12 protein-coding genes and 1 pseudogene are annotated in these 11,827 nt (G+C 56.7%); 5 read left to right on the forward strand and 8 right to left on the reverse strand.

Features of this window, described 5'->3' with window-relative positions; all coding sequences use genetic code 11:
• Positions 1 to 4: 4 nt before the first annotated feature.
• Positions 5 to 382, reverse strand: coding sequence for a VOC family protein (locus IMX17_RS05845; protein ID WP_182264458.1), 378 nt, complete (start codon positions 380 to 382; stop codon positions 5 to 7).
• Between the two features lie 24 nt (positions 383 to 406).
• Between IMX17_RS05845 and IMX17_RS05850 the strand changes: the two genes are divergently transcribed.
• Positions 407 to 622, forward strand: coding sequence for a hypothetical protein (locus tag IMX17_RS05850; protein WP_182264459.1), 216 nt, complete (start codon positions 407 to 409; stop codon positions 620 to 622).
• Between the two features lie 137 nt (positions 623 to 759).
• On the opposite strand, the gene IMX17_RS05855 is transcribed toward IMX17_RS05850, so the two are convergent.
• From IMX17_RS05855 to opgC, 7 genes are all read right to left on the reverse strand, one after another.
• On the reverse strand, positions 760 to 1,197 hold the full coding sequence (locus IMX17_RS05855; RefSeq protein ID WP_193549446.1) for a hypothetical protein: 438 nt from the start codon (positions 1,195 to 1,197) through the stop codon (positions 760 to 762).
• A 6-nt stretch (positions 1,198 to 1,203) separates the two neighbouring features.
• The gene (locus tag IMX17_RS05860; RefSeq protein WP_182264461.1) at positions 1,204 to 1,584 is read right to left on the reverse strand and encodes a DUF4440 domain-containing protein; all 381 of its coding nucleotides are present in this window, start codon (positions 1,582 to 1,584) and stop codon (positions 1,204 to 1,206) included.
• A 405-nt stretch (positions 1,585 to 1,989) separates the two neighbouring features.
• Positions 1,990 to 2,316 carry a hypothetical protein gene (locus IMX17_RS05865; RefSeq protein ID WP_227414465.1) on the reverse strand — a complete coding sequence of 109 codons (327 nt, stop codon included), beginning with the start codon at positions 2,314 to 2,316 and terminating at the stop codon, positions 1,990 to 1,992.
• Positions 2,317 to 2,353: 37 nt separating this feature from the next.
• On the reverse strand, positions 2,354 to 3,889 hold the full coding sequence (locus IMX17_RS05870; protein ID WP_193549447.1) for a phospholipase D family protein: 1,536 nt from the start codon (positions 3,887 to 3,889) through the stop codon (positions 2,354 to 2,356).
• An 86-nt stretch (positions 3,890 to 3,975) separates the two neighbouring features.
• Positions 3,976 to 4,767, reverse strand: coding sequence for a helix-turn-helix domain-containing protein (locus IMX17_RS05875; RefSeq protein WP_193549448.1), 792 nt, complete (start codon positions 4,765 to 4,767; stop codon positions 3,976 to 3,978).
• Positions 4,768 to 5,123: 356 nt separating this feature from the next.
• Complete coding sequence (locus tag IMX17_RS05880; RefSeq protein WP_033643078.1) at positions 5,124 to 5,441, reverse strand: cupin domain-containing protein; 318 nt, start codon at positions 5,439 to 5,441, stop codon at positions 5,124 to 5,126.
• A 542-nt stretch (positions 5,442 to 5,983) separates the two neighbouring features.
• On the reverse strand, positions 5,984 to 7,186 hold the full coding sequence (gene opgC / locus IMX17_RS05885) for an OpgC domain-containing protein (RefSeq protein WP_193549449.1): 1,203 nt from the start codon (positions 7,184 to 7,186) through the stop codon (positions 5,984 to 5,986).
• 64 nt (positions 7,187 to 7,250) lie between these two features.
• Between opgC and IMX17_RS05890 the strand changes: the two are divergent.
• From IMX17_RS05890 to IMX17_RS05905, 4 genes and pseudogenes are all read left to right on the forward strand, one after another.
• A pseudogene (locus IMX17_RS05890) lies at positions 7,251 to 7,505 on the forward strand (cellulose synthase); the annotation flags it as partial.
• A 2-nt stretch (positions 7,506 to 7,507) separates the two neighbouring features.
• A complete protein-coding gene (locus tag IMX17_RS05895; protein WP_193549450.1) occupies positions 7,508 to 8,872 on the forward strand; it encodes a DUF3131 domain-containing protein in 1,365 nt (454 codons plus the stop codon).
• Between the two features lie 97 nt (positions 8,873 to 8,969).
• A complete protein-coding gene (locus IMX17_RS05900) occupies positions 8,970 to 10,460 on the forward strand; it encodes a DUF3131 domain-containing protein (RefSeq protein WP_227414511.1) in 1,491 nt (496 codons plus the stop codon).
• On the forward strand, positions 10,445 to 11,827 hold the full coding sequence (locus IMX17_RS05905) for a DUF3131 domain-containing protein (protein ID WP_182264466.1): 1,383 nt from the start codon (positions 10,445 to 10,447) through the stop codon (positions 11,825 to 11,827). Before IMX17_RS05900 ends, IMX17_RS05905 begins: the two co-directional genes overlap by 16 nt.

Below are 11,827 nucleotides of genomic sequence, written 5' to 3' on the forward strand. Positions count from 1 at the left end.
AAAACTAGTCTATCGCGTTGTGGCAAACCGCCTCGATATTGTGGCCATCCGGACCAATCACAAATGCCGCATAGTAGTGGGCATGATAATTGGGGCGTAAACCGGGCGCGCCATTGTCTTTGCCGCCGGCGCTTAACGCGGCGTGATAGAACGCATCGACCTGTTCACGGCTGCTTGCGGCAAATGCCAGGTGCAGATGCGCCGGTTTTTCATCGGTCTGAAACAGGCATAATGACACGTTACCCCGATCGGGACACAGCTCAACGCCATAATCGGGTTCACCTTCGGCAACGATCTTTACGCCCAGCGGCGCCAGCGCATTAAGGAAAAACGCTTTGCTCAGAGCAAAGTCGCTGACGCCAAATTTCACATGGTCAAACATGGGGATGTCCTGGAGTGTGGAAGAATGTTCCTATTCAGTATAGCCAACGTCATGAAGGCTGCCGGAAACGGTGAAGACGAACGCCAGTACGCATTTGGCAGGCAGAAGTTGTTCATTTTTATGGCGCGTTTTGGTGAAATCTGCAGTATCGCAGTAGCCATGTTTTATCAGATTTCACGTAGCGCGATCAAAAAAGCGGGGGGATTTCGCCTCAACATCCCCAGAGATGCATCGACATAAGCATGCCCGGTCATCATTAATGGCAGAACGCATTTATCTATGATCCTCAGTGGGTGGAACGTGATAAAGCTGAAACTTCGCGAGATATTGGCTGGCGTGTTAACGGCAGTCCATCACGTCGGCAGAGCTGCTGGCGGTCAAACCAACGATTGATAATTTTGCTGGGTGGTTAAGCGGCGTTGGAACGCCAAGTGCCGAAATCCTGGGAAGCGGCAAGCGCACGCCTCAGATGTTTGCGCAAACATCATGGTGTCGCTCAGCAATAGGCGGCAATGGTAATGAAGCCTGCAGCGAAAGCTCGACGGCTGAAGACCAGTTGAAAAACGAATTCGTTCAACGACATAAGCAACGGACGCTGGAATGGTTGGCCACAGGAGAAAACCCATGATCAAGCCAGGACGCCAGAATCCACGTAGAACCATATAGGTGCGCATAATGTATATTATGTTAAATTTCATTATTGGGTACGCACCGCGGTTAGCCTGGCCGTCCTTTCTCACCTCACCTTCAAGCCTTATCAGGCTGATATCCTTTTTTATGTTTAAGCCCATCATCAGCCCGTTCAGTTTCAGCACCTCAGTTTAATCCTCGGTCGGTGTGCCCTGATGAAACCGCATCTGCCAACCCGTCTTTTCCGTCAGCATCCAAATCGACGACCGTGCTGTGCAACGAATGGCGTTGCCCTGCGCGTTGCGTTGAAAACTCTTATACGTCAGCAACACGGCGCCTTCACTGATTTTCATCAGCGCAAAACCTTCGGCAACAATCTGCGGATGCTCAGTTTCCATTTCCAGCGCCGCAACGGTCTGGCGTTTGTCATAACGCAGACCTGAGCGAGCAATCTCTTCAAAGTCTTCATGCAGCAATGCCGCGACGCGCTGCGGATCGCGGCGCACCGTTGGCTGATGCAGCTCAACCTCAAGCGTCTGGATTTGGCTAAACAACTCTGCAGAATGCGTCAAAATGCCCTCCTTTTTGATCGCGCTACGTGAAATCTGGCAAACTTCGGGGCACGAGTTCCCCGTTGAACGTATAGGTACAACAACGGTATCTCACCGGCACATCTTCTGCGGTGAATGCCGGCTTCACTTTCTGCAATATCCCGTGCTCAAGGCGCTTCTTTATCCAAGCGACTAATCGCTTCGCTGCGTACTTCATTCCAGGGTTGGCCCACTTTACTGAGCAAAATCCGCCTGTTTGCCATGGCGCTCCCAGCGGTACTCGCCACCGCTGGCGATGGGCTCTCTGGAGGTAACACTTTCTCTTCTATAGAGTTTTTTCTTTTTATCTCGATGCGCTCTCATCAAACATCAATAGTGACATTGTCACGAAAATGGGAAGCCTCACGCCTATTTCCCCCCAAAATCTTACGGGGTTATCGCCAACTTAATCACGCCATCATGCTTTTCCGAGAATAAACGATAAGCCTCTGCGATATTCTCCAGCTGAAAACGATGCGTTACGAACGGTGTGAGATCCAACCCGCCATGCTGGATGACGTTCATCATTCTGCGCATTCGCTCCTTGCCGCCTGGGCACAGCGCCGTACGAATCGTATGATCGCCAAGCCCATAGGCAAACGCCTCTACGGGCAATTGAATATCGTCACTATAGACGCCAAGGCTGGACAGCGTGCCGCCCTGTTTGAGGATGCACGCCTCATCGCAATCATCGCGGGCGAGATTCCCTTGCAACGGCTGTTACACCAGGTGGCGACGGCCTTCGCCGGCGCTACAGCATCCACTCGATAGGCAGCCAGCCGGCCACGGTAAGAACGATGCGTTTTACCCATCCGGCGCCGGGTTCTTGCTGGTGCACCTCGGTGTGGCCGTCTTCGAAGGCTTCTTTCCACACCATTTTGCCTTCGGGCGTCAATACCGGCCGATAGGCGGCGTATTCGAGCGGGCCATCAAACAGTTGGCGGGTGTCGGCCGCCAACGTCGGGCTATCAATCAAGAATCCCATTTCGCAGTTCAGGTGCGCCGAGCGCGGATCGAAATTGAACGAGCCGATAAACACCCGTTTGTCATCGATGGCGAAGGTTTTGGCATGCAGCGCCGCACCGGACAGCCCCAGCGGCTTGAGTTCCTTGCGCCCCGTCGGTTGCCCGGCGCGCAGCTTCAGCTCGAACAGCTCGACGCCCGCCTGCAGCAGCTCACGCCGGTATTTGGCGTAGCCGGCGTGGACCACCAGCACGTCGGTGGTGTTCATCGCGTTGGTCAGCACGCGGATGGATTTTCCCTGCTTGGCGAGCGATTCAAAGAAGGTTGCCCCTTCCCGCCCCGGCACGAAATAGGCGGAGACCAGATCCAATTGCCGGCTGACGCCGCCGATGATCTTGCCCAGCTGCGTCACCATCAAACGATCGCGCGACGCTTTGCCCAATCCCTTCGCCGGATCGTCGGCTACCAGCTCTACCTGGGTGAATTCCGGCTGCACGGCGCCATCGCGAAAGCGCACCGCACTGGTTTCCAGCTGCACCGCCAATTTACGGGCGCGCTCGCTGGTTTCGGTTGCGGCAGCCTGCGTCAGGAATGCCGAGAGGTTGCCCTGGCCCCGGATAATTTGCTCAACGCCGAATACCGAGGCGCTGTTCCAGTAGCGATCGAAGACATCAGCGGTCTCCGCCACCACGCTGCCGACGCTCAACACGTCGAGATCGAGGAAATAGTTCTCGTCGCCGACCTGGAAATACTCATCGCCAATGTTGCGGCCGCCGATGATCGCCACGGCGCCGTCGACGATGTAGGACTTGTTATGCATGCGTCGATTCATGCGCATAAAGTCGAAGGCGTAACCGGCCAGCTTCGGTGTACGCACGGTAGACGGGTTGAACAGACGGATCTCGACGTTTTTCTGCGCGTTCAGCGCCGCCAGCGTTTCATCCATGGCGACGCCGTTATCGTCCAGCAGCAGCCGCACACGCACGCCGCGTTGGGCCGCGTCATACAGGGTTTTCAGCAGGATCTGCCCGGAGGTGTCGTTATGCCAGATATAGTACTGGGCATCGATCGACCTTTCCGCCATCCGCGCCAACGCCAGGCGGCTGGCGAACGCATCGTGGCCGCTGACCAGCGGCACCACGCCGCTCAGGCCGGGATGCGCCGCCATCTGTTCGGCGGCCCGCGCCGGCAATAGCGCGGCAGGATCCGCCGGCAATGCCGCCTGCGGCAGACGCTGCGAAATATCCGGCAAACGAAAGATGACTCTTGCCGCAATAATGGCGATCGTCACGGCGATAATCAGATACACGACAATTTTTATCACGGGAAGCGGCCTCGGAGGTTGACTGCTTTGCTTTATACGTCATTAGGTTGCTTCAATCTATAGGAGAAGCTCGCTCTGCAATACGGCTATAGCGTAAAGCGCGAAGGCGAAACGCCAAACAGTTTTTTAAACGCCACCGAATAGGCGCTGTGGCTCTCATAACCGCTTTCGAAAGCGGCGTGTATGATGGAGTGGCCGGCCAACAGCAGCGTAATGGACGATAGCAGCCGCAGACGCTGTTTCCACTGGCCAAAGGTGATGCCGGTTTGTTGAGTAAAGTGACGCTGGAAGGTTTTCGCGCTGATCGACAGTGAATCCGCCCAGATCTCAATGCCGCGATCGTCGGCAGGCGTGATGACCAACTGCCGGCAAATGTCGGCCATTCTCGCTTCCATCGGCCAAGGGAGATGCAGCGCCAGCTGCGGTTGCAGGCTCAGTTCCTCGAGGAACAGCGCTCTGAGCAGCGCGTGGCGTTTGGTTTCCTCGCCCTCGGGTGCCAGCGTCGCCAGTTGGGCGATCAGCTCCCGCAGCAGCGGTGACACCTGCAAAACACCGTCGCGCAACGGCAATCGCGCGGCGGTGAATTCATCGACAAAAATCCCGTAAACGCAGATATTGCTTTGCATGACCAGCTGATGCTCTACCCCCGGCCGCAGCCAGACCGCGGTGGTTGGCGGCACGATCCAACGCCCGCTGCCCGCTTCGACCGCCATCACTCCCTGTTGCGAATAGAGCAAATGGCAACGTTTATGCGAGTGGAAAGGAACGACAAAGCCTGCCGGATAGTGTTTCACCAGCCCTGTCACCTCGAACGAGGAATTCTCGTGGCTGCTGAGGTTGATGCGTTTCGTTTCGGCGTTGTCGACTTCGAATCCCATGGTCGTTTGTCCCTTTTGATAACGCGAATGTCTTTTATTTGATAGAGAGGCCGCATGATCCTCCATATAGTGACGTTCTCGCAAGCCACACCAGGGCCTTATGCGAATAAACTCACTATGACACCCACATTTCATCGTTCTGCGTGGTAACGGGGCGATGACATTGTGCATGCGCTGCACAATGGCGGCAACGTTGCGGGGGCGACGGAGGCCGAAAGTGATGGAAAGGGAAAGCGCGGTGAATTGAATCAGGAGGTTTATGCCTAATCAGCAGGTAGCTTAGCCTGGGGGGCGGCTCAATGCTGAAGGGATAGGGAGAGCGCCTAGGCTCTCCGCTATCCCTTCTTGTCAATACGTCAACGGGCCAGTTCGGCGCCGTCCAGCTCGGAAATCGCCAGACAAATCACTTCCGTTATCGCCTCTACCGTATAGGCGGTATTGGCAGGAATGATTAACATCTCATGAGGTTGCAGCGTCTGATCGTCAACCTTCAGTTCACCGCTCAGCACCATCAGTTTCACCCATCCCGGATGAAAACGCGCCGGTTGTCGGCTGCCCGCATCCAGCTTCAGCAACGCCGTATGGCCCGGCGTCTCCCGTTTCAAAATATGAAAGCGCACCCCATCGTAAGGCATGTTTTCGTAATGCAGTGACGCCAGTGTTCTCTTATGCATGGTAAGTGTCCTCGTGACCTGTGAGTAGCTGCTCCGCCTTCGGTCGCCGTAAAAACGTTTGGCGGCTGTCCCTACCGAAAGCACCGTCTCGCAGCCTCTTGGCGAACGGATTAACTGTCGTGCTTGCAGCGGCCTGTACGGCCACCGCTTCATGCCTAACCTGCCTCAGGCATGCTAATAAATATATAAGAGCCTCGCCAACGGCGCAAAAAACCACTGCAACGTTGAGCGCATTACGGTGTTAATCCGTAGTCGGAAAGATTATCCAGCATAAATCAGATTATCGGCTTTAAAGTCATAGGGCGTTTCCACGCAAGGGAGATCCCGTGCGCTAAGCGCCGTCTGCCGCCCGGCAATCTGCAGCATACGCCTTTTTAGCGCCTCGATGTCGAGCGTCAGCCCCTGTAACGCCATTAACACGCATGACCGATAGCCAAAAGATCCGCATCATAAACTCAGCAATCAGAAAGAGATGCCTCATCATAGTGAGCAAAATCAAAGGCTGACAAACGATCTTTCTTCCCCCATTTGGTTGAGCTCGTTTAGTTGGGAACAATCTTCTTCAACAGGCCGTAACGCGCCATCACCCACAGCACCAGCAGCCCGGCGACATGCACCGCCGTGTTAAAGAGCCAATGCTGCGTCCAGAGATCGAAGGTCACAAACTGGCTGATGAACAGTACCAGATAGACGTGAATGATGAAGGTATACAGCGAGTTTTGCCCCAGCACGATCAGGAACCAGCCGATGGCTTTGTTGATGGGCCGCCAGCAGACGGTCAGCAGCCAATAGACGCTAGCGATCAGGCAAAAATCATTCAGGATGCGCATAGGGCCCAGCGCATTCTTAGCGGCGAGATGCTGATAAAACCAGTTGAATTCCGCCGCCGGGATCACGTGCAGCATTAACGCCGGCGGCATAAAGGGATTGGTATGGTTTTGCGCGACGAACAGCATTATCAGCGCCACCGCCGCCATGCCATAGCGCGCAATCTTGCCTGCCTGAGTGCGGGCCAACGACGCGAGCTCCTCTTTGTACCATCCGCAGCACAGGCCAAGTATGTAGATCAATTGCCACGCCAGGAAAGGAAAAGCGAACTCGAACTCCGCCGAAGTCATCGGCATGCCGCTGATTTGGTAATAGCCGTAAGCGATGAGCGACAGTGCCAACAGCCCTGCGCCCCTGCCCGTATTCAATAGCCAGAGGAACAGCGGGCTAAACAACAGCAGGTAAAAATAGAGCCCCAGAATTTGCGTCTGGTGTGGCCCTATCTGCAAAAAAATAATCTCGTTGAACCAAGCCTCTTTGACTTGTTCATTAACCGGATACATCGAATATACCGCCCCTGAAAAACGGTCAACGAAATGTGTCACTTCAAAGGTATCGATAAAATCCAGCATTTGCAGCAGCAAAATACTTATAATGATAACGATATTAACAATATATAGTTTAGCCGCGCGCCGCACCAACGAATAGGCCACCGTCAACATGGATTCAGTTTGTAACTGTCGCCGTTTCATATTGCCAAGAATAAAACCCGACAAGATAACAAAACCTTCAGCGCCGGTAGTCAAACCGAACCGCTCCCAGGTAAAAACATTCAAAACCGACATCACCTCTACGTGCGCCACCACCATCATCACCAGCGCGATGCCGCGCAGCATGTCGATACGCAAATCACGTTTCCCAATGGCGACATAGTGAAGCGTTGCCGTAGAAGATTCACTAACTTGCTGTAAATTCATTCGGTTATCTCATGATGAATCGGTTCAAAAGACAGCGCCATATGGTTTGTTTAATTTGTAATTAATTACGCCCAAAGAGCGCCAGCAAGGCAACTTTCTGACGCTGGTCAAACCGCAGTTGGCCATCATCGCCCTGACGCTGTTGGGGCTGTTATGGGGCGGCGCGCAGCTGTATCTCGGCAAGGTGGACGATCCGGCCGGCTATGTGATCAATATCTTCTGGGGCGGCGTAAACGTGATGGCCATGTTGCCGATGGTGTTCGCCGCGCTGTGGCGCCCTGAGTCGGAGCCCCCTTCCGAACAGCAGGAGGCCGGATAGACATGGCGTGGAAACACTCACTGTTGCAGGCGCGCAGCTATATTGCGGTCATCCTTGGCTTCCTGCTGGCCTTCGGCGTCGTAGTGTATGTTGAGATGAAGATGCCCCCCGCCCCGGCGGAAAGCGCCGAGTTGACGCTGAGCGCCGATTTCCCCACGCTGCCCGCGCCACGTGCGCTGACCTTCGACGAGGCCGTCTGGGCGCGCATCGCCTGGCAATATTTTGTCAACAACACCCAATCCAGCGGGCTGGCGAATGCCATCGACAACCAGCCTTACACCACCATGTGGGACACCGGCAGTTATCTGATGGCGACGATCAGCGCACAACGCCTCGGGATCATTACGCAGGACGAGCTGAATGCGCGCGTGAATGCCGTTTTGACAGCGTTGTCTTCGTTACCGCTGGCCGACGGTCAGTTGCCGTCGCTGTATTACCATACTCAGCGCCCTATCAGGCTGAATAGCCTGGGCCAAAACGAGAGCCAATCCGATTGGTCTGCCGTCGACCTCAGCCGTCTGTTGATGGCGCTGGATATCGTCGCCTGGCTGTACCCGGAACAGACCGGCGCGATCGCCCGTTTAATCGCCCCCTGGCAGTTCGACGCCCTGTTCATGCAGCAGGAGCAGCGACAGCCGCTGAATTTCCGGGCGGCAAAAAAATGGCTGCTCGTCACTCAAAGCAATCGTGACAGCTATGGTTACCAGCTTTACGCCGCCCACGGACTGCGCCGCGTCAGCCCTCTGGCCGGCATCGTTCTCGGCACCCAACCGCCATCAGCCCGCACCATCAGCATTGACGGCCTGCGTATTCCCTACGACAGCCAGGCCAAAATCGGCAAGGTCGATCACCCGGTCGTCACTACCATGCCCTATTTACTGACCGGTCTGGAGGTCGGGTTCAACATCCGGTCGGCGGAAATCAGCTGGCGAGTGATGAAAGTACAGGAAAGCCGCTATCGCAGCCGCGGCGGTGACGCCTATGTGAATACCGACAATGAAGAGCAATTGCCGCGTTTTATCGACGACGCGGTCATCAGTCGATTCCCGGCGCAGATCGACAAGTCGCGTGCGGAAATCAAAGAGGCGGCGCTGCAGCTGTCGACCAAGTCGGCATTCGGTTGGTACGCGCTGTTTCGTACGTCGTGGAGTGACGAAATGCGGCAGCGCGCCGGCGTCCTGTTCGAGCCGGGACGCGGCTGGTATGACGGCATCATCGCCGCCAATGGGCAGCAGAGTCGGGTGATCGGCGCCAATACCAATGCCCTGATATTGGAAAGCCTGGTCTACATCGCGCAAGGTCCGCTGTTTTGCCAAAACTGCGCCTCCGCGCCCGCCGCGAATCTTGCCGACGATCAACGGCCGTAATCAGTTATAAGGAGCCACTATGCCTCATCATTATTTCACCAGGCCGTTTATCACGCTAGTTAGGCGCGCGCTGTGCGGTTGCCTGCTACTGCTGCTGATGTCGCCCGCGGCCGAGGGCGACACCCAGTTGCCCGCCGCCGCCTACCCTCAGCGCCACGGCGACCTGACGGCGCGTGAACAGGCGATGGCGGTCAAGGCCTGGCAATATTTCGTCACCAACTATCAACCAGCGACCGGTTTGGTCAACGCCGTCAACAACTATCCCTCGACCACTATGTGGGATAGCGCCTCCTACCTGGCCGCGCTGACGGCCGCGCGTGAACTCGGCATCATCGACAAGGAACAGTTCGATCAGCGTCTGATCAAGTTTCTCGCCACGCTAAATACCGTGCCGCTGTTCCAAAATCAGATGCCCAACAAAGCGTACAACACCATCACCGCGCAAAAGGTCGACTACCTCAATAAGCCCGGCGAGATCGGCTTTTCATCCATCGACATCGGCAGAATGCTGCTGTGGTTGAAAATCATCAAAGAGCGCTATCCCGAATTTGCCAACGACGTCGATAACGTCGTGCTGCGTTGGGATTTCAGTCATATCATCGACGACTGCGGCACGCTGTATGGCGCCAATCTGGATGCCAATAAACAGCCGGTTTACGTCCAAGAAGGCCGGCTGGGTTATGAAGAGTACGCAGCCAGCGGTTTCCAGCTGTGGGGGTTCTCCACCTGCCAGGCCGCCCGCGCGGAGCCTTACCAGTTGGCGGACATTTATTGTGTTCTGGTGCCCTATGATTCACGCGATCCGCGCACCACCAGTCAGCATAACTATGTGGCCACCGAACCCTATGTGCTGCACGGGCTGGAGATGGGCTGGAACACCAGCGACGATCGCAGCGCCGACCTCGCTAAACACAGCCATCCCTGGATGCAAGACTTCGCCAATCGCGTCTATCAGGCGCAGGAGAATCGCTACCAGATTACCGGCCGCCTGACGGCGCGTTCCGAACATCAGCTCGACCGCGCGCCGTACTTCGTGTACGACACCGTCTATTCCGACGGGTTTGACTGGAACACCATCACGGATAAGGGCGAGTATGTGCCCGATACCGCCGCCATCTCGCTCAAAGCGGCGCTCGGCATGTGGAGCCTGTGGCAATCTCCGTATACCGATCGGCTACTCGACGTGATTGAGAATGCCGGCGAAAAAGACAAAGGCTTCTATGAAGGGTTGTATGAAAACGGCGCCGGCCCGATCCGTGAATTCACCGCCAACAACAATGGCATCATGCTCGAAGCCCTGCTGTTTAAAAAACAGGGGCGCCTGTTGAAATTCAATACCAATGACCAGAGCGACGGCAAATACGCGCCGGCGCTGTGGGATAAAACGCTGGTGAACGTGTTTGACACCAAAAACACACCGTTTAACCGCCCCTTTATCACGCCTGACGCTAACCTGAAGAGCTGGTGCCAACAAACGGGGGTCGCACTGCGCAACGCGCCATCCTGCAAAGCCTGCAAATGCCCGCAGTGTCAAAATGACGCGCCCGTGAAACTGCCCCCGGTAGCGACATCATGCTTAAAACCCTAACGTTGATCGCCTCCGTCGTCATCGCCCTTGCGCTGGTCGTGTTGCTGGGCGTCATGGCGCGCCCCGACAACGCCGGTGCCCTGTGGGAGCGCTGGCGGCAACAGCCTCGCCACGGCGCGTTGACCGAAGAGCAACGGCAATGGGCCGACGTCGCCTGGCGCTACGTGCAGAACAACACGCAGCCCGGCTCCGGTTTGGTGAACGGCAAAGATCGTTATCCGGTGGTCTCGCTGTGGAACATTGGCGACAGCCTGATCGCGCTGACCGCCGCGCGGCGTTTGAACCTGCTCCCGCAACGGGAATTCGACGCCCGTTTGGCGGCACTGCTGACGACGCTCGATCGTTTACCGGTAACCCGCATTGGCGCGCCAGGTGCGCTGTATGACGCCGCCAGCGGCGCGTTCAGCCAGAACGGCGGCGCCGTCAGCGAAGCGCAAGGCATGGCCCGTCTGCTCACCGGCATGCGTTTCACGGCGCAAAGCTTTCCCGAATATCGCACCTTTCTCGAACGAATCGCGCTGCGCTGGAACTTCTGCAACCTGCTGACCCAAGACGGTCAGCCGCTCGACGGACGAGAGCAAAACGGCGCTTGGCGCAGTGCCACAGCCAGCGACGTCGGCTATGCCGACTACAACAGCGCGGCTTTCCGCCTGTGGGGGTTTCAACGCTCGTCTCCCCGAATGGCGCCATTCAAAACGGCAATCGTCTATGGTGAGCCCATCGCCGTGACGGCCCGCGATCCGCGCCTCACCGGCACCCCCGCCGGCATCGAAAGCACGCCGTATCTGCTGACCGGGATCGAGATGGGATGGCCGGCGCCCAATGCCGGCGATGCGGCCGACGTCAGCATGGCGCAACGAGCCCAACGTCTTTACCAGGCGCAGGAAATGCGCTGGCAGCGGGAGAAAATCCTCACTGCGCGGGCGCAATATTCACGCAGCACGGCGCCGTGGGAGATATATGACAGCCTGTTCGCCAATGGTTACGCCTGGAATACCCTCACAGACGACGGCCGCTACGCCCCCGAGCTGGCGCTGCTTTCGACCCGCGCCATTTTCGGTCTGTGGGTGCTGTGGGATACTCACTACACCGACGCGCTCATGCAACTGGGGCGGCTGCATCAGGATGACAAACGCGGCTGGTTCGAAGGCCGCTATGAAGCGAACGGCGGCTATAACACCACCTTCACGCTCACCACCAACACCGTCGTGCTGGAGGCGCTGTTGTTCAAACAGAATCGCGGCCCGCTGCTGCAGGCGCCGCTCAACGACGGCTACCTCGGCGCTCGCATGCAAGACGTTTTCAACTGGCCTCGTCACTGTCTGCCGCAGGAGCGTCATCCGCTCCCCAGTGCGAAAGGAGAATGA

It is taken from the genome of Serratia sp. X3, from assembly GCF_014982455.1.
Lineage (GTDB): Bacteria > Pseudomonadota > Gammaproteobacteria > Enterobacterales > Enterobacteriaceae > Serratia > Serratia ureilytica.

What these genes read in the sequence shown, in the direction of transcription:
- IMX17_RS05845 (WP_182264458.1), bottom strand. Translation starts at nt 382, where the DNA reads ATGTTTGACCATGTGAAATTTGGCGTCAGCGACTTTGCTCTGAGCAAA.
- IMX17_RS05850 (WP_182264459.1), top strand. Translation starts at nt 407, where the DNA reads ATGTTCCTATTCAGTATAGCCAACGTCATGAAGGCTGCCGGAAACGGT.
- IMX17_RS05875 (WP_193549448.1), bottom strand. Translation starts at nt 4,767, where the DNA reads ATGGGATTCGAAGTCGACAACGCCGAAACGAAACGCATCAACCTCAGC.
- IMX17_RS05880 (WP_033643078.1), bottom strand. Translation starts at nt 5,441, where the DNA reads ATGCATAAGAGAACACTGGCGTCACTGCATTACGAAAACATGCCTTAC.
- opgC (WP_193549449.1), bottom strand. Translation starts at nt 7,186, where the DNA reads ATGAATTTACAGCAAGTTAGTGAATCTTCTACGGCAACGCTTCACTAT.
- IMX17_RS05895 (WP_193549450.1), top strand. Translation starts at nt 7,508, where the DNA reads ATGGCGTGGAAACACTCACTGTTGCAGGCGCGCAGCTATATTGCGGTC.
- IMX17_RS05900 (WP_227414511.1), top strand. Translation starts at nt 8,970, where the DNA reads ATGTCGCCCGCGGCCGAGGGCGACACCCAGTTGCCCGCCGCCGCCTAC.
- IMX17_RS05905 (WP_182264466.1), top strand. Translation starts at nt 10,445, where the DNA reads ATGCTTAAAACCCTAACGTTGATCGCCTCCGTCGTCATCGCCCTTGCG.